Genomic DNA, 20,556 nt, shown 5'->3' with positions numbered 1-20,556 from the left:
GGATGCAGAACAAGGAACCGCGTTCGGGTCGGACCATGGATCCGTCGATTTTTAAGTTTATTTTGCGGCATACCAAGCGCGATCAAATATTGATTCTGGCGCTGACCCTGCTGTCTTTCCCCTTTGTTTACGCGTCGCTGGAAGTCCCCAAGCTGATCATCAACAACGCGATTGGTGGAGTGGACATTCCGGAGCAGTTGTTTGGTTGGCCGATGGATCAGGTCAGCTATCTGTTCCTGCTGTGCGGGTTATTTTTGGGGTTGGTACTGATCAACGGCGCGATCAAATACGTGCTCAATGTCTATCGTGGGGTGGTGGGCGAGCGGATGCTGCGACGGCTGCGCTACGATCTGTTCTGCCAGGTGCTGCGTTTTCCGCTGCCCCGTTTTAAGCGCCTGAGCCAGGGGGAGGTGATTCCGATCATCACCGCCGAAACCGAACCCCTGGGTGGCTTTATCGGTGAGGCGTTTGCGCTGCCGGCGTTCCAGGGCGGTATTCTGCTGACCTACATCTTTTTTATCTTCAACCAGGATCCGTTGTTGGGCGCAGCCGCCACGGTGTTGTATCCGTTTCAGCTCTATATTATTCCGAAGCTGCAGCGCAAGGTTAACCAGCTCGGTAAACAGCGGGTGTTGGCGGCGCGCCAGCTGGGTGACCGGATCGGTGACACCATTTCGGGTATTCGCGAAGTGCACGCCAATGACACCAGTCATTACGAGCGTGCCGAGATCAGCTCGCGGCTGGGGCGGATTTTTGAGATCCGTTTCGAGATCTACAAGAAAAAGTTCTTTATCAAGTTTCTGAATAACTTTCTCGCCCAGGTAACCCCGTTCTTCTTCTACAGCGCCGGCGGTTACTACGTGATTCAGGGAGAGCTTTCACTCGGTGCTCTGGTGGCGGTGTTGGCGGCCTATAAAGATCTGAATGCTCCCTGGAAAGAGCTGCTGAAGTACTACCAGACCAAGGAAGATGTTCGGATCAAGTACGAACAGGTGGTCGAGATGTTCGAGGCCGACGGGATGATGGAGCAGAAGCTGCTGGACGCTCCCCGGCTGTCGTTGGACCTGTCTCAAGGGGGCTGGAAGGCAACCCGACTCGGATATGCCGAAGACGAGGGCGAGAGTCGCTTTGGGCGACTCAGTTTTGAGCTGGATATCACCCGTCACAATGCGTTAATCGGCGCCGAAGGCAGCGGTCGACAGGAGTTAGGCGAGCTGCTGGTACGGCTGTTAACGCCGTCCCAGGGGGGGCTGGCACTGGCCGGCGCAGAGTTGGACCAGTTACCGGAATCGGCGATGGCCAATCATGTGGGCTATGTGGCCGCCGGTGCCCATCTGTTCAGTGGTTCGATCCGGGATAACCTGCTCTATCCATTACGCAATCGAGAACTTGAACCTGCCGAAACCGATGCAGAACGTGAGCGGATGCAGCTGCGGGCCAGACAGTCGGGAAACAGTATTCAGGATCCGCACGGCAACTGGTTCGATCTGGACAGTCTCGAACTGACCGATCAGCGGGCTTTCAAAGCCCGGATTCAGCAGGCGATCGATACCGCCGACCTGGGGGCGGATCTGTTCCAGATGGGCTTGGCCGGTCGGCTGGAACAGCAGGATTGCGATCAGATTGAGCAGCAGGTGTTGCAGGCTCGGCAGCTGATCCGCGAGCAACTGGGTGAGCCCAACTTCAAAGATCTGGTGGAGCCGTTCGATTGGGATCGCTATAACACCAACCTGACGGTGCAGGAAAATATCCTGTTCGGTACGACGGATAATCCTAGGGACACCCACACCGAGGCTGCCAGCCCGACGGTGCGTGAGTTCCTGGAACAGGCTGGCTTATACGAGGACTTTGTCAAAATCGGCCGTAAAGTCACCGAGATCATGGTTGATCTGTTCTCCGACGTGGAGCCGGACAGTGACCTGTTCGAACGCTTCAGCTTTATCCATCATGAGGACCTGCCGGACTATCGAGCCTTGTTGAATAAGACCGCTGACGGCATAGACCTTGAAGATGTTGAGTGCTGTAGCAAATTCCTGGCCCTGACCTTCCAGCTCTGTCCGGCACGACATCGTTTGGGCTTGATCGATTCGACCATTCAACAGCAGATCGTCCAAGCCCGACATAAGCTGGCGGCACAGCTGGCTGAGCAAACCGATGCGGATCTGCAGATCGATTTCTTCGCCCTGGAGCGTTTCAACAACCGCCTGAGCCTGATGGATAATATGCTGTTTGGTCGATTGGCCTACGGCCAGGCATCAGCGCGGCGCCGGGTAACCGAGCTGGTACAGCGGGTGGTCGAACAGCTGGGGCTGGAGGAGAGTATCCAGCAGGTAGGGCTGGACTTTCAGGTCGGCACCGCCGGATCGAGGCTGTCCCAGGCGCAACGTCAGAAACTGGCGCTGGCTCGAGTGCTGATCAAGCAACCGGATGTGCTGATCCTTAACGATGCCCTCAATGGCCTGGATCCCAATACCGAAAAACGCTTGCTGACCAATGTACGCCAACTGCAGATCGGTCGCGGTTTGATTCTGCTCAGCGGTCGGGCCGACCAGGCCGACGGCTTCGATCGGATTCTGGAACTGGGCCATGGCGAGTTACGGGAGCTGCGGCCGGCGTGATACACTGGCGCGTTTTTCCAATCCCTCCGGGCTTGTCCCGGGCAGCCCCGGCCGCATTTGGCAGGGTTTGCCAGCCTAAGTGTGCAGTCTATGACTAACGAGATCTACTCATCGGGTAACCGCGATACTGAACTTCAGATCGGCCGCTATAACCGCCTGACGGTCAAGCGTGACCGGGATATCGGCTTGTTTCTGGAAGCTGGTCGTTTCGGTACGGTACTGCTGCCGCGACGCTATGTGCCCGAGGGGGTGTCCGAAGGTGACGAGGTCGATGTCTTCGTCTACCTGGACTCCGAGGATGATCTGATCGCAACCACCGTGGAACCGCTGGTTCAGGTGGGTGGAATTGCGGCGCTGAAAGTGGTCTCGACCGGGCCGGTGGGTGCATTCCTGGATTGGGGCCTGCCCAAGGATCTGTTGTTGCCGTTTCAACAGCAGCGCAATCCGGTTAGCGAAGGCCAAACGGTGATCGTGGCCGTCTACCTCGATAACACCAACCGCATTGCCGCCTCTACCAAGCTGGATCGTTTCCTGAATCCTGAACCCTGCAGCTATCGCAACCATCACAAGGTCAATCTGTTGATCGCCGAGCGTACCGATCTGGGAGTCAAGGCGATTGTTGATCAGCAGTATTGGGGGCTGGTACATAACAAGGACCTGTTCCGCAAACTACACTATGGGCAGCCGCTCAGCGGTTATATCAAGCAGGTACGGTCAGACGGAAAGATCGACCTGCTGCTCGAACAGCCCGGCTTTGCCCCGGTGACGGGGCTGGCTGAACGGATTCTGCAACAGTTGCAGCAGCAGGGTGGCTTCCTGCCATTATCCGACCGCTCCGATCCCGAGTTGATCAAGAAACGCTTTGGGGTCAGCAAGAAGAAGTACAAGATGGCAATTGGCACCCTCTACAAGCAGCGCCGCATCGACATCGAACCCGAGGGTATCCGCCTGATTGATTCGCCCTGACCCGTAGCGCTGTAGATATCGTCGCAACGGTCGATAATAAACAGAAGCATAAAACCCTGTTTTGTGTCAGGTTATGCGGGCTCTGTTTGAGGCTCAAGGTAGTGGAGCCTAGGAAATCGATCATTGGAGGATACTGTGGACGCAATTCGGTTTAGCTTATCAGCGGATCAGCAACAACTTCAGGCCGAGATTGTCGTCGACGCATTGCGTCGTCAAGACGCCCCCAGCCGTGAACAGCTTCTAGCCCTGATCCAGGCTTCTGATTACCGCCGCTTCAAACTCGATAGTGAAGCGCTGCAGCAACTCCTCAGCAGCGCCAAGAGCCTAGCGAGCAGTGACCTGGACAGCCCGGTGGGTGTTACCACCACCGTGACTCTGGCAACCCGAATCGATGCCGAACTCAAACTCAAACTCAGTGAAGACCGAATGCGGGTCGAAGCTCAGATCTGCAGCGCCTATGGCGGCGCGCCGGTGGATGCGCCTTGCTTTAAACGGGCCCTGGTTAAAGCCGGTATCCGGCATGGGATCGATACCCAGGCCGCGTCCCAACTGATGAAGAAGGCTTACCGGGCCGAACCCGGTTCGCTGCACAGTGCGGTGATCGCCAAGGGGCGTGCGGCGGTCAAAGGCCGCAACGGGCATTGGAACAGCCTGATCGAAACCTCCCATACCACCGACCGCCCAAGCCAGCATCAGGAGGGCTTGATCGACCTGCTCGATTACGGCGAGATACCCAGCGTGCAGCAGGGCGACCTGTTGATGGAGCTGGTGCCGCCGGGAGCGGGTGAGCCAGGCGCGGACGTCTGTGGTCAGGTGCTGGAGGCTGAGCCTGGCCGCGAGGCGGAATTTGTCGAATCCGAAGGGGTGGAGTTGTCAGCCGACGGCAAGCAGTTGATCGCCGCCCGGGCCGGCCTACCGGTGGAGATCCCCGGAGGGATGCGGGTCGATAACATCTATGTTGTATCCCAGGTTGACGTCGAGAGTGGTCATATCGAGTTTGACGGCAGTGTGGTGGTCCGCGGGGATGTGGCCGAGATGATGAAGGTGGTGGCCAGTGGCGACATCACCATCGGTGGTTCGATCCAGTCGGCTTATCTACAGGCCGGGGGCGACCTGCAGGTCCGCAAGGGGGTGGTGGGGCATCAACGCTCCGACGATGATCACCACTTCGATAGTGAAGATCTGACTTGCGAGCTCTACGCCAAGGGCGATATCCATGTCGGCTTTGCCCAATATGCGCGACTGCAATCCGAAGGCGACATCCTGGTCGATAAGCAGCTGATCCACTGCCTGAGTCAGGCCCGGCAATCACTTAAAGTGGGTCGTAGCGGTGATCGTAACGCCAAGCTGATCGGCGGTGTCAGTCGGGTCGGCAAGCAGTTGGTCAGCGGGGATATCGGGACCGACGCCTTTATTCCGACCCAGGTTGAGTTGTATCCGGCGGCGGTGGCTGAGATTGACCAGCAGATGGCGCAGTTGGTTGATGCGGTCGAGCAGCAGGAGCAGCAGCTGGCCGAGGTGAAAGAGCAACTGAGCAGCCTGTCATCCCAGCCCAAAACCCCAGAGAACCAGAAGGCCTACAAGCAGGCACTGCGGCAGAGTATTGAGGTCGGTAACCAAGCCGTGGAATGGGATCAAAAGCGGCAAGAGCTCAAGGAGAAGCGCAAGGGGCTGTTTGCCGGGGTCGAACTGATCGCCCGCAAGACCCTGTATCCGGGTGTGACACTGTCGGCCGATGACAACCAGTTGAAGAACCAGCAACAGCACGAAGGCGGGGGCTACAGCCTGGTTGACGGAGACATCTGCTATCAGCCGGAATTGAAAGAGACGAACTAAGTCTCTAAATTCCAACGACGGATCTGTGTTCTTCAATGGAAGATTTTGAAAGACTCGATCCAATATCGGTAAGACTGATCCTTGGCTTGCCATAACGCCGAACAGTCATAGACTCGGCAAAGGACTGCAAGAATGGAAATGGAGATCATGACATGCGCGTAATCCACTCTGACGCTCTGTTTTCTACAGGCTTGTCCTTGTTTGTGTCTCGAGCATAGGCTGGTGTCCATATTTGCCGCGGCTTAATCGAACACTTGGCGTAGAATTATCCAGATAAACAAATGGTTATGAGAAGCAGCAAGATTCTAAGCGCGGGATATATGGACGTCCCGTTAATAATTGTTATGTGGACGTTGTCATCATAACCAGGCTGTTAAATGCCTATGCGTAAAAACAGTGATTTTCTAGTGAAAAAACTCTGTGGTCTAGCTTTAGCAATATTGCCAGTTTGGCTAGGCTTAGATCTTCTTTTCAATGGAGGCTTCGGCACAAGAACGGGCCACTTCATAACAATGCAGCCTCCTGAATCCTATGTGTTTTTTGCTGGCATGCTTTGCTTTTCTTTGTATGTCCTATACATCACGTGGCGTGCAAAGTGATTCCCAGAGACAACAAAAACAAACTGAATAAAGTAATGGCTTACACCCAAACCACAACAGCAGCGCAGCGTTCTGCATTTAACAAGGCGCTCAACACTCAGCCCAGCTTCGCTGTTCTTGGACTGGCGCTGCTACGCAGCGCCAGTCCGTTAGCGCGGCGTTAGTACTCTTGAGACAGATGCAAAGGATATTGATTATAGGTAACTCGGGTTCTGGAAAGTCTTGGCTAGGCGAGTGCTTGTCTGAGTCATTGGAGCTACCGTATATAGGGTTGGACAAAGTGTTCTGGGAGGCTGGCGGCTTACAGATAAAAAGGGATGAAGCCGACGTATATAAAAGGCTTCAGCGAATCAAAGTGAGCGAGAAGTGGGTAGTCGAAGGAGTGTTTGGAAAACTGATTACCCCTTTCTGTGATGTCGCCAGTTTTTTGATATTTCTTGATCTCCCATGGAAGGATTGTCGAGAAGGACTTTTGAGTCGAGGGACTGTAAGCGAAAAACTATCGGACCCAGCCGCTGCCAAAAAGGGCTTCAATGAACTTCTACAGTGGGCATCAGAGTACAATTCTAGGAAAACCAAAACATCTCACTCTTACCACAATGAGTTATTTGAAAAGTTCTGTGGAAAGAAGGTAAGGCTTCAAAGCAGAGAAGAAATAAATGAGTTTTGTGAAGTAATAAGTACTAACAAAACGCTCAACTAGGAAAAAATACTCACTGCGCTCGCAATTTTCCTGTTAGCGTGGCGTTAAATGGAAAAGGATGTCATGGAGAAAGCGCCCAAGTATTTGGCAATAACAATCATAGGGCTTAGTTTGATTTTTGCAGCTCAGCAATTTTACATGGGGCTGCATGAAATAGAGTCTACAGATAGCATCTATACGCTATGGATGTGCTTGTTTACTGTTCTAATAGCCATGTGGTGTGACCGTGACAAAACAGGCAAAGGTTGGCCTTATGAGTACGGATTCTTCATGTTTATCTTTTGGCCACTTGTACTGCCATATTATCTTGCAAAGACTCGTGGTTTAGATGGCCTTGTTATGTTTTTTGGGTTCGGCGCACTTTATGCTTTGCCGGGGCTAACTTGGTACATGGGGTATCAATACTCATGATTCTATTTAACAAGGCACTCAACACTCAGCCCAGCTTGGCTGGTCTTGGACTGTCGCTGCTGCGAAGCACCAGTCCGTTAGCGCGGCGTTAGGTGTATAAATGGAAATCACCATAGAAGGGCCTAGTTTTTACGATCCGGAAGATGAAAATCTCTTTTTTGAGTGTTTGAGCGACCTTCAAGGTTTTGATCAGGTTGTTGGTCATGGAACGAAGCTAACTATTCAGTTCGTTAGCCCTATAAGTGAAGAAGCAACTATCCGCTTATTAGTTATTTGTAGGCGTTGGGACATACCGATTGAGCCTCTAATTAAATTCAAGGAACGAACTAATGACTGTCAGCTTTGGGATAATCCCATTGAGTTGGAAAACACCTAACAAAAACATCAAAAGTCGCCCTTCGGGCTTAGACCGTCGCTGCGCTCCGGCCCTTTATGTAGGGCGTTAGGCGTACATACATGATTTTAGCATCAGCCAGTCTACTTCCGATACTAGCCATAAGCTTTTGGCTGTTTGTACGTGTTCAGCCTCCACAACAAAAAAGAAAGGCGTTTCAGCGGTTCAACTTTTACACACTTGGTGCGGTTTTAGTTTCTTGTGCTGCTGTTTCTCTTTACTTCTGGCAAACAACAGGCCAAAGCATTGATCGCGCATGGTGGCCAATATTGGCGTTCTTTTTTCAGTATCTTTTCTGCCGCTATTATTTTGGTAGCTGCCGTTTTTATTAGGGGCAAGCTTTTTCGTATCGAGGATACTCAATGAAAACTAAGCGTGTACCGCCCAACAAGTGACTATGGCCTCAGCCCCTTTGTGGGGACTTCGTAGGTTCGTCCTGTCAGCAAGCTGCTAGGCTATCCCTAGGGAGGCATAAAATGAATAAACCAAGAAGAGCGTCGGATACCCCCTATGCCGTGGAAGTCGAGGCCGGTAAGTCTTATTTCTGGTGTGCCTGTGGCAGGAGCCAAGATCAGCCCTTTTGCGATGGCTCGCATAAGGGGACCGGTTTTAGCCCGGTAAAGTATGAAGCCGAGGAATCAAAGAAAGTGTTCTTTTGCGGCTGTAAGGGCACGGCGTCTAAGCCTCTGTGCGATGGTAGCCACAAGAAGAAATAACAAGCCCTCGGCGTTGACCTACCGCATTCTCTAACTTGACCCGCTGATAGTGCAGATACTGTTTATATCTTCTCTTTGCGACGGTGACGTATAGCCATCAGTGAGTGGCTGATCCCCAGCAGTGATAGAAGCAACGCACCGACCAGGGCTGCCAGGGTGGAGGTGGGCTCAGCCCCGCTCCAAGCCAAGTAACCCCATAACCCCCAGCACAGCAGCGCGAAGATCCAGGCTTTGAGCATGCAATCACGGCAGCGCCCCAGCTTGTTGATCAGCGAGGCGTTCAGACAATATCGGCAGTTCCCCATCGTTATCGGCTATCCATTCAATCTGCTCAATGCTTGTAGGGGTCGGCGGCATCGCGCAGACCATCACCGAAGAAGTTGAACGCCAGAATGATCACGATAACCGGCAGTACCGGGAACATCAGCCAGGGATAGATCGCCACCACGTTGATGTTCTGAGCCTCATTGAGCAGGACTCCCCAACTGGTGATCGGTGGGCGCAGACCCAGACCGAGGAAGCTCAGTGCGGTCTCGCCCAGGATCATCGCCGGAATCGACAGCGTGGCCGAGGCGATCAGATGGCTGAACAGCCCCGGCAGCAGGTGACGGCCGATAACCCGCTTGGGTTTGGCCCCCATCAATTGGGCCGCCAGGCAGTAGTCCTCCTCCCGTAAAGCTAACAGCTTGGAGCGAACTGCCCGGGCCAGGCCGGTCCAGTCCAGCAGGGCCAGGATCAGGGTGATGCCGAAGAATACCCATAGCGGACTCCAGGTGACCGGTAGGATCGCCGACAGTGCCATCCATAGCGGCAGCTCCGGGAACGAGCGGATCACCTCGGTGATCCGTTGCACGCTGGAGTCGACCCAGCCGCCGTAGTAGCCGGCCAGACCACCGATCAGGATGCCGAGGAAGAAGCTTAGGCTGATACCGATAAGGCCGATGGTCAGCGATATTCGGGCGCCGTAGGTGATCCGGGAGAGCAGGTCACGGCCGAGTCGGTCGGTGCCGAGCAGGAACAGTGTCGCACCCTCCGGGGCGCAGAACAGGTGCCGGTCGGATTCCCACAAGCCCCAGAACTTATAGGGGTCGCCCTTGCAGAAGAACTGTAGCGGGTAGACCTGGCTTTTGTCCTCGCTGTACTCGCGCAGCAGCTTCTGCATATTGAGTTCGTAGTTCCAGCCGTACACAAACGGGCCGACAAACTCGCCCTCATGGATAAAGTGCACCGGTTGCGGCGGCGAGTAGATGTAGTCGGTGTGCCGGGTCGAAAGGGCATAGGGCGCCAGGAACTCGGTAATCAGGATAGACAGGTACATCAGCGCCAGGAAGATGCCGCAGATCAGCGCCAGGCGGTGACGCTTGAAGCGCCACCAGATCAGTTGCCACTGGGACGCGAAGTAGTACTTCTCCTGCTCGGGGCTGATCGCCTCGATCGATTGGGGGTCGAAGGGTTTCTGACTGACCCAGTGGTCGTTTTGCATCGGTGCTTCTGAGGAGTGAGTAGCCATCAGCGCGACCCTCCCTGTAGCCGGATTCGTGGATCAAGCAGCGCCAGCGCCAGGTCGGACACCAGCACCCCGACCACGGTCAGGATCGCCAGGAACATCAGGAAGGAACCGGCCAAGTACATATCCTGGCTCTGCAGCGCGGCGATCAGGATCGGGCCGGTGGTCGGCAGCGACAGCACCACCGCGACGATCTCGGCGCCGGAAATGATACTCGGCAGCATATTACCGATGTCGGCGATAAAGAAATTCAGCGCGGTGCGCAGCGGGTATTTGACCAGCAGCTTGAACGGCGGAACCCCCTTGGCGCGACCGGTGACCACGTAGGGCTTGTGCAGCTCGTCGAGCAGGTTGGCTCGCAGGCGTCGAATCATCGCCGCGGTACCGGAAGTACCGATCACGACGACTGGAATCCATAGGTGTTCGAGCACCGATTTGAGCTTGTCCCAACTCCAGGCTTGGTTGACGTACTCGGGATCCATCAGGCCGCCGATCGAAGTGCCGAAGGTGACGTTGGCAAAGTAGAGCATCACCAGTGCCAGCAGGAAGTTTGGTGTCGCCAGGCCGAGGAAACCAAGGAAGGTTAAGCCATAGTCACCCCAGCTGTACTGGTGGGTGGCTGAGTACATGCCGATCGGGAATGCGATCATCCAGGTGAAGGCGATGGTGAAGATTGAGATCACCGTGGTCAGGAACAACCGGTCGCCGACCACATCGGTGACCGGCAGGCCGTACTCGAACGAGTAGCCGAAATCTCCCACCAGCATCCCGGTGGCCCAGGTCCAGTACTGCATCAGGAAGGGCTCATCGAGGCCGTATTGCTGGCGCAGCATCTCGATCTGGTGATGATCGATCGATTCACCCTGGCTCTCCAGCTCGGAGATATAGCTCTCCAGATAGTCTCCCGGCGGCAGCTGGATGATCACGAAGATGATGAAACTGATAATGATCAGCGTCGGGATCATCAGCAGCAGGCGATTGAGGATATAGCGGCCCATCAGTTCGCCTCCTGGGTATTTGTCGTTGTGGTCGAAAGCGCAGGGTCAAGCCAGAAACGATCCGGCCGGTAGACACCGAAGTAGCTGTTGGGCTCCCAGTTCCAAAGCCCTTCGGCGGGGACATTGCGCAGGTCCGACCGAATCACGATCGGCTGCAGAACCCGGGCGACGGTGCCGATGCTGTAGACCTGGTCGCTGTAGATATCGAGCATCTGCTGCCAGATCTGCTGCCGTTGATCGTCATCGGTGGCCTCACGCCAGGCATTGTTTAGCTGCAGCAATTGCTGGGTTTCGGGCAGCACCGGGGCTTCCCCCTGGCCGGTCTCGTAGTGTTTGCCCCATTGGGACCACTGCAGTTGTTGCTGAGAGGTCGGGGCCAGCTGAGCCGGGCTCATGTCCGATGACGGGATCGCGTTGGGCAGGCCGGTCCAGACCGACATCAGCGCTTCACCGGCGAAGATTCGGTTACGGAACACCTCCCGTTCGGTGGGTTTGGTGTGGATCTTGATGCCGATCTCCATCCAGCTGTCGTGGATCAGCTCCAGAATATCGGACTCCTCGGTGCTGCCGCCGGCGGACTGGATGATGATCTCCATTGGACGACCGTCGGGCAGCAGTCGAATCTTTCTGGGGTCTCGCTTGGTCAATCCCAGCTGATCCAGCAGTCGGTTGGCTTCATCCAGATCGAACTCGGCCCAACGGCTGCGGTATTGGGGCTGGAACAGCGGTGACTCGGGCAGCAGGCTGTCGGCGCCTTCAAGGGCCAGCCCGAAGAAGATTACCTGGTTGATCTCGTAGCGATTGACCGCCAGCGACAGGGCGCGGCGGAACCGCACATCACGCAGCAGCGGCTGCCAGACCGGGTCGACCGCATTGAGATTGGGGTATAGCGACATCCGTGATCCGCGCGAGGTACGCCACAGCATCACATCGACATGGTTTCTGCCGGCACCCTCGTGCAGGAAGGTGTAGTCATCCAGACTCAGGTAGCGCCCCTGTAGATCGGATTCACCGGAGCCGGTCTTGGCCGGCACCAGCTTGCTGCTGGCGATATCGACAATCAGCTCGTCCAGATAGGGCAGTTGGTTACCCCGGGTATCGAGGCGGTGGTAGTAGGGGTTGCGGACAAAGTGGAAGCGCTCGGCCGGTGGCTTAGTGACCGGCATCCAGGGCTGCAGAGTCGGAAGATCCGGATTATCGAACTTGTACTGATGGTCCTTGCGTTGGTGTAACGCCACCCAGGATTTCTTCTTGGTCTTGGCGTGGGCAACCTTGTCGGCCAACTCATCGGGGTCGGCATAATCCGGATGGAACTGCTTCAGGTAGTGGGACGGACGATAGATGTAGAGCGGCCGAGGGCCGGCCAGCGACAGCAGAAACTCCGGATTGGGTCGGTGCCAGCTGTAGCGCACGGTATAGCGGTCGAGTATTTCGACCGTCGGCGGCTTGCCATCCACCAGAAGTTTATTCGGCGGGCCGAACGGATACAGCTCGGCATTGTTGGCCATCGATTCCCAGAAGTAGCGGAAATCCTCGCTGGTGAAGGGGGTACCGTCGGACCAGCGGTGGCCGGGGCGCAGGTGCAGCGTAAAAATTCGCCCTTCATCGACCTGATAGTCCTGCAGGATATCGGCCTGGAGCTGCATAGATTCGTTGAATCCCACCAGCCGGGCATAGCCGTAGACCACCAGTTGGCGAACATCCTTGGCTTTGCCCATCAGCAGATTGATGGTGCCGCCGGACAGGCCCAGGCTGCGTCCAGGCAGGGTTTCGAAAGGGTCAACCAGGGGTGTTTGGGGTAACCGTTGGGACAACGGTGGCAGTTCACCCTGCTCGACCTTCGGTGCGAAGTAGGGTGGTTCCAACAACGAGTAGGTTGATGCCAGCGGTTGCTGTGCCAATGCCTGGCTGCAAAGGATGAATCCGAACAGGGATAGCCACTTCATGACATCAGGCTCCGTTCAAGCTGTTCGATGGGCTGGCGACGAACCTGGTGGTCGGGTTCGATCTCGATCAGTTCCAGATCGCCGTCGCTGGGGGCGCAGTACGGATCAGGCCAGAGTTCGGGGACGTTGTGGCGGCCGCTCTCCAGCAGCTCGAAATCCAGTGGTCGGGACAGGTCCGGGTAGGGGACGGCCGCCAATAGCGCCTTTGTGTAAGGGTGCTGGGGATTGCGGAAGATCTGCTCGCGTCGACCGACCTCCACCAGTTGGCCACGACACATCACCCCGATCCGGTCGGCAATGTAGTCGACCACCGCCAGGTTATGGGAGATAAACAGGTAGGTCAGCCCCAGCTCGTGTTGCAGATCCTTGAGCAGATTCAGGATCTGCGCCTGAACCGACACGTCCAGCGCCGAGACCGGCTCGTCGAAGATCAATAGTTCGGGGTCGAGTGCCAGAGCCCTGGCGATACTGATCCGTTGACGTTGGCCGCCGGAGAAACTGTGGGGGTAGCGGTTGAGATAACGCGGATCGAGTCCCACCAGCGCCATCAATTCTCGGGCCCGCTGCAGTTGTGAGGCGGCGTCGCCGACCTGATGAATCTGCATCGGTTCGACCAGGATATTAAGCACCGTCATCCGAGGATTGAGGGAACTGAACGGATCCTGGAACACGATTCGCATCTTGGGCCGGAATGCCCGCAGCTCTTCGCCTTCGAGCTTCAACAGGTCGATCATCCGACCGCGATCGTTATACAGCAGCTTGCCGGAATCGGGTTGCACCGCCCGCATCAGCATCTTGCTCAGGGTGGTCTTGCCGCAGCCGCTCTCGCCCACCAGACCGAAGCACTCGCCGCAGCCGATCTCCAGGCTGACGTCCTGTACCGCCAGGTGGTGATGAACTTCCCCACCGCCAAACCAGCTGCCGCTATGGGCACTGAAGCTTTTGCTCAGCTGGCTCACCTGCAGGTGCGGACCGGCTGTCATCTGCTCTTCGGTCCAGGGGGTACGCAGGCGACGGAAGTGGTCGATGTCATGTTCGATTTCGCGAATCGGGGTTAGTCGCTCGCCGGCGCGCATATCGAAGTGGGGCACGGCCGAGAACAGGGCTTTCAGATAGGGGTGACGGGGAGCTTCGAACAGCGCTTTGGCCGGACCGCGCTCCATCACCTCACCGTGGTACATCACCACCACATCGTCGGCCATGTTGGCGACCACGCCGAGATCGTGGGTGATCAGCAGCACGGCCATGTTGAACTCCTGCTGCAGTGACTTGATCAGCTTTAGTATCTGGGCCTGTACCGTGACATCGAGGGCAGTGGTGGGTTCGTCGGCGATCAGCAGCGCCGGGCGGCAGATCAGCGCCATTGCGATCATGGCGCGCTGACGCAAGCCGCCGGAGAGTTCGAACGGATAACGCTTGATCGCCTTTTGCGGCTCCGGAAAACCGACCAAGCGCAGCATCTCGATGGTGGCCTCTCGGGCTTCCTGCTTGCTGCAGTCGCGATGCAGCAGCATCGCCTCCATGATCTGATTGCCGATGGTATGCATCGAAGAGAGCGACACCATCGGTTCCTGGAAGATGATCGAGATCTGATCTCCACGAAGTGCTCGCATGGCCGGTTGATCCGGGTGCAGTTGAGCGATATCGACGGTTTCTTCACCTGGCGGCGTGAACAGTATCTCACCGGCGCTGATTCGGGCCGAGCGCGGCAAAATACCGAGAATAGCCTGGGAGGTAACCGTCTTGCCGGAACCGGATTCGCCGACCAGCGCCAGGGTGGTACCGGCACGCAGGGTCAAGGATAGATCCTTAACAGCGGTGATAGGGGTGCCGTGCATTTGAAATTCCACAGCAAGATTGCGTATTTCGAGTAGCGCGGGCGGTTGCTTCATGCAGTTCTCGACTGATTGACGGAGAAAAAATGTAACCTATAAAAAATAGATGAAAATTAATTTCTTATCGAGCTAAACCTGGGGAATTTATGCAGCTAAATTGGTCCAATTGATATACTTTTAGAAAGATAAGCTGCAAGTTTTTAAGAGGTTTTCTGTTTCATGCACAAAATCCGTATGCTGCGGGCTTGGATGCTGGCCCTGTGGTTCAGCCTGGCTTGTGGGTCAGCACTGGCGAATCAACCCCTGGAGGCCTTCTACGGCCAGTATATCGGCCAGACCACCGAGACCGAGGGTGGAGAGTCCATTCGCCGGGACCTGAGCGTCACCATCGGCCCGACTGCCAAGCGGGGGTTTTTCGTCAAATGGACCACGGTGCTTGAAAAGGCCGACCAAACGCTCAAGCGCAAAGCGTACGAGATTAAATTCCGTCGAAGCCGGCGAGAAGGGATCTACTCGTCGGCGATGAAGACCAATGTGTTCGGAGGTCAGATCGCCTTGGATCCGCTCAAGGGCGACCCCTTCGTCTGGGCGCGAATCAAGGGTAACACCCTGACGGTCCACACGCTGGTGATCACCGAGGACGGTGGTTACGAGATGCAGGTTTACGATCGCACCCTCAATGACAAAGGATTGTTGCTGGAGTTTCACCGTTATCGCAGTGGCGAACAGCTACGCAAGGTAACCGCGCAGCTGATACGGGTAGCTGATTGAAGCCTGCCCTGACAATCACCTTCACCCGCTTGCTGAGCGGCGGGTTTGGCTTGCTGGTTCTGGTGGGGCTGGGGGTGTTGTTGTTTCTCGGCTTCAGTGGAACTCGCGGTAACACCCAAACTCTGTTGTCTGAGTTGTCGGACGGGCTGATAGAAACCGTGGTCGACCAGATCGACGGCCAGCTTCAACCGGTTGAGACCCAGCTGGAATACCTGGCGAGGGCTGTTGGCGCCGATCAATTCCCTTTTGACGATAAAAAAGCCGTCAGCCTGCTGTTTGAAGGCGCCTTGGCCGCCACGCCCCAGGTAACAGGCCTGCTGATGCTCGACCATCAAGGTGGGCGAGTCTGGGTCGACCGGGACCAGCATGAGATTGCCATCGATTCCTGGCTAAAGCGCCGAAGTGAACGGTTGGAGCTGCTGATGCAGCAACCGCCCACCGGCTCACTTTGGCTGGAGCCGACCTACTCCCCCTGGCTTGGTAAGTTGGTGTTGCCGCTGGTGCAGCCGGTCTACCGAGGACCGCGATTTGTCGGCCTGATCATTTCTCCCATTGAAGTTTCCAATCTTTCTGACTTTGTCTCTCAGCTCTCGACCCAGGTCGAATCCCCCGTGTTTATCCTGTTCGACAGCGATCAGGTGCTGGCGCATCCCAAGTTGAACCACCTGTTGGACGAGTGGGTGGATCAGGGCGCACTGGAAGGAAGAAGCAGTTTCCTGCCCAAGATTGGCGAGATTGGCGATCCCGCCCTACAGCAGATCTGGGGGCCCAGGCGCAAGCAGGATCCCTTTGTGATGCCTGAAAATGCCCAGGCATTCACGCTCAACGATTCGGATAGCCGTCTGCTCTACCTGATACGACCGATGCAACGCTATGGCGATAAACCCTGGGTCGTCGGAACCTATCTGGATCCCAAGCAGATTCCCGATGTGTTTCAGAGAATGTGGGACATCTTGATTGGCGGTCTTGCCTTGGTGGTTGTGATTCTGTTGCTGGTAATCTGGATCAGTCGCCGAATCGGCGCGGTGGTGGATCGCACCGTGGCCGGTTTCGATGCGGTTGGCCATCATCCGCTGCAACAGGTTGAAGACCTTCCCGGCAGCCGAATCCAGGAGTTCAACCGGGTTTCTCTGGCCTTTAACCGAATGCTGAAGGGGTTGCGCGAGAACGAAACCAGCCAGCGGTTGTTTGGTCAGTATGTCCCCCAGGCGGTAGCCCATGAGCTGCTGCAGCAGCAGGGAGAGCTAAAACCCCGGCAATCTGAGGCGACCGTGCTGTTTTGTGACCTGGAGGGCTTTACCCGACTTTCCCAGCAGCTTGAACCCTCCCGTCTAGTCGAAACTCTCAACAGTTATTTTTCCAGCGTGGTCGACATTATCGAGTCTCATGGTGGGGTTGTGACTCAGTTTCAAGGGGATGCGGTGTTGGCCATATTTAATGTGCCTCTGGCCGATACGGAACACGCTCGCAAAGCTTGGCAAGCGGGCTGCGACATTCTTCGACGGGTAGAGCAGAGCCGTTTTTGCGATCAGCAGCTGCATTGCCGTATTGGCATCAACAGCGGCGAACTGGTGGCCGGAAGCGTCGGCGCCAAACAGCGACTGAACTATACCGTCCACGGTGATGCGGTGAATCTGGCGGCGCGGTTGGAGTCGATGAATAAGATCTACGGCACCCGCCTGTTGGTCAGCGAGTCCACGGCCAGACAGTTAACAGGCGAGCCTCTGGCCTATGTGGCCGAAGCCATGGTTCGAGGTCGTGAAGGTAAGGTTCGACTTTACACCTTGGAGAAATCGTCTTCAGCATCCGCTGGCGACCATCAGAATCCTGAGGTCGATCAATAATTGATCAATTTCAACTTGATGTCGTTAGGGGGCAGGGATACTGTCATCGATCACCCTGCGCTGGTGGAAGGACTTTGAGCTTATAGCAGGATGCTGGCTTGTATCTCTGCTGCTGTCTGAACAAGCCAGGGGTGCCTCCCGAAGCCTAAATTATGCGGGTCCCTGTGGGGAATTCAGGATGCCGGTTATCGAATGGAATGATGGCTTGAGTGTCGGTGTCGAGGAGATCGACAACGATCATAAGACATTGATTGCGCTGATTAATGCACTTTTTGTCGCGCTGGATGAAGGCGATACTCAGCACAGCATCGAAGACAGCTTTGATCGGCTCGAAGACTATATTCACCGTCATTTCAGTCGTGAAGAGGCGTTGATGGCGCAGTACCACTATTCTGACCGCGCGGACCATCAGGCTCAGCATCGGAACTTTACCGACCGAGTTCGAGAGCTGAAAGCGGAACTGCTGAGCAGCAGTAGTCGCGAAGTGGCCGAGAAGGCGATCGACTTTCTGACCCAGTGGTTGATTCACCATATCGTTGCCGAAGACACCAAGCTGGCGCACCTGATCAAGACATCGCGACAGCAGACTCAGCCCGGTTGGGGAGGAGTCATCGCCCGCTTTACCCGCACGGTGCCGTTTCGAACCCGCGTCTTGCTGACCGCTTTGATCCCGACCCTGGGCATGGTCTGCTTGAGTCTCTACGTGGTTCTCCAGAGTGCCGCCAAAGCCAACGCGCTAACCGATCTGGAATCACTCTATCAACTGGCCGATGAATCCAGTCACCTGGTCCATGCGCTGCAAGCCGAGCGGGGCTTGAGCATCGGGCTGCCCGCTTCCCGGCCGAAGCAGTTTACCGAGCGGATACGTACGCTGCGAAGCGACTCGGACGCCACCGTGCTCCATTTCCAGACCTACCTGAACCGGCTCCAGCAGAGCAACCTGTATCCTCTGCTGCCTCAATTGGGCGAGCTGTTGGCATTGCGTAGCGACGAACTGGCGCAGATCCGAGTGGCCGTCGATAACCAGTTGCTGGCTAGCGATGAGATTCAGGCTTACTACACCGCCTATATCGAGGAATTGCTGCAGATTGCCGATCGGATCACCCATGTTCCGATGTCCAACGCGGTCAGTAATTCGATCAGCGCCTATATCTCCCTGATTCATTACAAGGAAAAACTCGGGCTTGAGCGGGCGTTGGGGTTGAAGGCGATTGAAAACGGGAAGATGGAAGGGCAAACCCTAGGCCAGTTTTACCAACTGCTGGGACAGCAGCAGGCGCTGTTGCAAGCTTTTTTCAACGCGGCGTCCCCGGCGTTGAGTGAGTTGTTGGAGGCTGAGCAGCGCTCAGATATCAGTGAAAAAGTGCTGCGTTTACAGCAACGCCTATTGGATCGGATCGACACCAACCAGCTGGCTCAGCTCAGCGGTGACGACTGGTGGGGCAGCTTTACCGATCGGATGAACCAGTTACAGGTGCTGTTGGATCAACTGTCCCTGATCATCGTGGAGCAGATGCAACACGACAGGGCCGAGCAGGAACGGATCGTAGGTTTTACGGTGCTGTTGACCGGGCTGTTTCTGATCCTGTTGTGGTGGCTGTCATGGTTGTTGATCCGTAGCGTTGTCGAGCCGGTGGAAAAGGTGACGGTCGCGCTCAGCCGGCTCGCCAGCGGTGATCAAACCGTGTTGCTGAATGACCTGATGGCCGATGACGAGCTGCGCCATATCCTGACCGCCTACGAACGATGCCGGGTGGAGATCCTGCAGGGCTCATACGATGAAGCGCGCAGCGTACTCAATGAACAGAAAGCCAACCGCTACCGGACCCTGTCCTCGGTGGATCCGCTCACCGGACTGTTGAACCGGCGCCGCTTCAGCGAGATGGGGCGGGTGGAGCTGGAGCGGGCGGTTCGCTTCAATACGCCGGTAACGGTGTTGATCATCGACGTGGATAGGTTCAAACAGGTCAATGACCGCTTCGGCCATGACTTCGGTGATCGGGTGCTGCAGGGAATCAGCCATGCATTGGAGCGTCAGGCGCGCAGCTCAGATATTTTGGCGCGTATCGGCGGCGAGGAGTTTGCCATGCTGTTGCCGCAGACCCGATTGGAGCAGGCTCGGCCTCTAGTCGAGCGGCTGCTCAATCAGGTCAGGCAGTTGGAATTTGAGTGTGACGGGCAGCTGGTTTCAACAACCATCAGCGTCGGGGTGGTGATGTGGGATGGTCACAGCCGTGATGGGTTGCTGTCCTGGTTGCTGAAGCAAGCCGATAGGGCGTTGTATCAGGCCAAGCAGCAAGGGCGTGATCGGTTTTGTGAGCAGGAGCCGGGTGCCGAAACGGATCCAGTCGATGCGGAACCTTTAACTGATTCGTCAACCTGAGTCGCCCTGCCTGCCAGAAGGCAGGGCGATCGGTGACACCGCTCTGCGGATCAGCTCTGCAGCAGTTGCTCCAGTTTGATCTGGTCGGCGGTGAAGTTGCGGATCCCTTCGGCCAGTTTCTCGGTGGCCATCGCATCCTCGTTCATCATCCAGCGGAACTGGGACTCGTTGAGACTCAGTTTGGGTTGTTCGGCACCGGTCTGGCTCGGATCCAGCTTGCGATCGATATGGCCCTCGGTGGAAGCCAACTCGTCCAGCAGCTGCGGGCTGATGGTCAGGCGATCGCAGCCGGCCAGCTCGATGATCTCACCGCTGTTGCGGAAGGACGCCCCCATCACCACGGTGTGATAGCCGTGCTGCTTGTAGTAGTTGAAGATCTTGGAGACCGACAGTACGCCCGGATCTTGCGCCGCCGGATAGCTGTCACGACCGGTGTCTTTCTTGTACCAGTCCAGAATTCGACCCACGAACGGTGAGATCAGATAGACGCCGGCCTCGGCGCAGGCGACCGCCTGGGCGAAACCAAACAGCAGGGTCAGGTTACAGTTGATCCCTTCGGTTTCCAGCTGACGGGCGGCCTGAATACCTTCCCAGGTGGAGGCGATCTTGATCAGCACCCGCTCTTTGCCGATGCCGGCCTCTTCGTACAGGCGGATCAGACCGCGGGCACGCTCGATGGTGGCCTGGGTGTCGAAAGATAGACGGGCATCGACCTCGGTGGAGATCCGGCCAGGGATCACCTTCAGGATCTGCTCACCAAAGCTGACCGCCAGTTTGTCGGCCATCAGGTTCAGAGCGCTGGTCTGGCTCAGGTTCTGGCGCTCGACCCAGGTACGGGTCTGATCCAGCAGGGGGCGATACTGCTCCTGCTGAACCGCCTTGAGGATCAGCGACGGGTTGGTGGTCGCATCCTCAGGGGTGTAGCACTCGATGGCGGCGAACTCGCCGGTATCGGCCACTACCGTGGTCATAGCTTTAAGCTGTTCGAGCAGGTTTGACATTCCAGGTCTCTCTTATCGTGAAATATAA

Annotated in this window: 16 protein-coding genes; 9 read left to right on the top strand and 7 right to left on the bottom strand. The window is 56.3% G+C overall.

Translation table 11 applies throughout. The features are described 5' to 3' along the window. Window positions 1-2 precede the first annotated feature (2 nt). From DV711_RS11730 to DV711_RS11705, 5 genes are all read left to right on the top strand, one after another. The gene (locus DV711_RS11730; protein ID WP_114695899.1) at window positions 3-2,618 is read left to right on the top strand and encodes an ABC transporter ATP-binding protein; all 2,616 of its coding nucleotides are present in this window, start codon (window positions 3-5) and stop codon (window positions 2,616-2,618) included. A 90-nt stretch (window positions 2,619-2,708) separates the two neighbouring features. Further along, the gene (locus DV711_RS11725) at window positions 2,709-3,584 is read left to right on the top strand and encodes a CvfB family protein (RefSeq protein ID WP_114695898.1); all 876 of its coding nucleotides are present in this window, start codon (window positions 2,709-2,711) and stop codon (window positions 3,582-3,584) included. Window positions 3,585-3,719: 135 nt separating this feature from the next. Beyond that, window positions 3,720-5,420 (top strand): FapA family protein, encoded by a 1,701-nt coding sequence (locus tag DV711_RS11720; RefSeq protein WP_133297452.1) that lies wholly within the window; start codon window positions 3,720-3,722, stop codon window positions 5,418-5,420. Window positions 5,421-6,770: 1,350 nt separating this feature from the next. Further along, window positions 6,771-7,133 (top strand): hypothetical protein, encoded by a 363-nt coding sequence (locus tag DV711_RS11710; RefSeq protein WP_133297451.1) that lies wholly within the window; start codon window positions 6,771-6,773, stop codon window positions 7,131-7,133. A 100-nt stretch (window positions 7,134-7,233) separates the two neighbouring features. Next, a complete protein-coding gene (locus tag DV711_RS11705; protein ID WP_114695894.1) occupies window positions 7,234-7,509 on the top strand; it encodes a hypothetical protein in 276 nt (91 codons plus the stop codon). A gap of 183 nt (window positions 7,510-7,692) precedes the next feature. Here the strand turns inward: DV711_RS11705 and DV711_RS19360 are convergent, their stop codons facing one another. Then, on the bottom strand, window positions 7,693-7,890 hold the full coding sequence (locus DV711_RS19360; RefSeq protein ID WP_133297450.1) for a hypothetical protein: 198 nt from the start codon (window positions 7,888-7,890) through the stop codon (window positions 7,693-7,695). Window positions 7,891-8,003: 113 nt separating this feature from the next. Here DV711_RS19360 and DV711_RS11700 point away from each other — a divergent pair, with 113 nt between their 5' ends. Beyond that, window positions 8,004-8,243 (top strand): CDGSH iron-sulfur domain-containing protein, encoded by a 240-nt coding sequence (locus DV711_RS11700; RefSeq protein ID WP_114695893.1) that lies wholly within the window; start codon window positions 8,004-8,006, stop codon window positions 8,241-8,243. 62 nt (window positions 8,244-8,305) lie between these two features. Here DV711_RS11700 and DV711_RS11695 read toward each other — a convergent pair whose 3' ends face one another. Genes DV711_RS11695 through DV711_RS11675 form a run of 5 tightly spaced genes read right to left on the bottom strand, consistent with a single transcriptional unit; the run spans window position 8,306 to window position 14,532 of the window. Next, the gene (locus DV711_RS11695; RefSeq protein WP_114695892.1) at window positions 8,306-8,548 is read right to left on the bottom strand and encodes a DUF3624 family protein; all 243 of its coding nucleotides are present in this window, start codon (window positions 8,546-8,548) and stop codon (window positions 8,306-8,308) included. 26 nt (window positions 8,549-8,574) lie between these two features. Next, a complete protein-coding gene (locus tag DV711_RS11690) occupies window positions 8,575-9,753 on the bottom strand; it encodes an ABC transporter permease (RefSeq protein ID WP_114695891.1) in 1,179 nt (392 codons plus the stop codon). Beyond that, a complete protein-coding gene (locus DV711_RS11685) occupies window positions 9,753-10,748 on the bottom strand; it encodes an ABC transporter permease (RefSeq protein WP_114695890.1) in 996 nt (331 codons plus the stop codon). Before DV711_RS11685 ends, DV711_RS11690 begins: the two co-directional genes overlap by 1 nt. Beyond that, window positions 10,748-12,694: an ABC transporter substrate-binding protein gene (locus DV711_RS11680; RefSeq protein WP_114695889.1), complete on the bottom strand. Its 1,947-nt coding sequence runs from the start codon at window positions 12,692-12,694 to the stop codon at window positions 10,748-10,750. Before DV711_RS11680 ends, DV711_RS11685 begins: the two co-directional genes overlap by 1 nt. Next, complete coding sequence (locus DV711_RS11675; RefSeq protein ID WP_243633805.1) at window positions 12,691-14,532, bottom strand: ABC transporter ATP-binding protein; 1,842 nt, start codon at window positions 14,530-14,532, stop codon at window positions 12,691-12,693. Before DV711_RS11675 ends, DV711_RS11680 begins: the two co-directional genes overlap by 4 nt. A gap of 216 nt (window positions 14,533-14,748) precedes the next feature. Here DV711_RS11675 and DV711_RS11670 point away from each other — a divergent pair, with 216 nt between their 5' ends. The 3 genes from DV711_RS11670 to DV711_RS11660 all read left to right on the top strand — a co-directional run bounded on the left by DV711_RS11670 (window position 14,749) and on the right by DV711_RS11660 (window position 19,527). Continuing rightward, complete coding sequence (locus DV711_RS11670; RefSeq protein ID WP_114695887.1) at window positions 14,749-15,300, top strand: hypothetical protein; 552 nt, start codon at window positions 14,749-14,751, stop codon at window positions 15,298-15,300. Continuing rightward, window positions 15,297-17,144, top strand: a complete 1,848-nt coding sequence (locus DV711_RS11665; RefSeq protein WP_114695886.1) for an adenylate/guanylate cyclase domain-containing protein — start codon at window positions 15,297-15,299, stop codon at window positions 17,142-17,144. Before DV711_RS11670 ends, DV711_RS11665 begins: the two co-directional genes overlap by 4 nt. Window positions 17,145-17,322: 178 nt before the next feature. Beyond that, entirely contained in the window at window positions 17,323-19,527 is a 2,205-nt protein-coding gene (locus DV711_RS11660) for a bacteriohemerythrin (protein WP_114695885.1), read from the top strand. Window positions 19,528-19,577: 50 nt separating this feature from the next. On the opposite strand, the gene tal is transcribed toward DV711_RS11660, so the two are convergent. Beyond that, window positions 19,578-20,528, bottom strand: coding sequence for a transaldolase (tal, locus tag DV711_RS11655; RefSeq protein WP_114695884.1), 951 nt, complete (start codon window positions 20,526-20,528; stop codon window positions 19,578-19,580). Window positions 20,529-20,556: the final 28 nt, after the last annotated feature.

Origin of the sequence: Motiliproteus coralliicola (assembly GCF_003345655.1) — a bacterium.
GTDB lineage: Bacteria > Pseudomonadota > Gammaproteobacteria > Pseudomonadales > Balneatricaceae > Motiliproteus > Motiliproteus coralliicola.
Note: the sequence above shows the minus strand (reverse complement) of the source record. Positions and strands in the feature narration are given on the sequence as shown.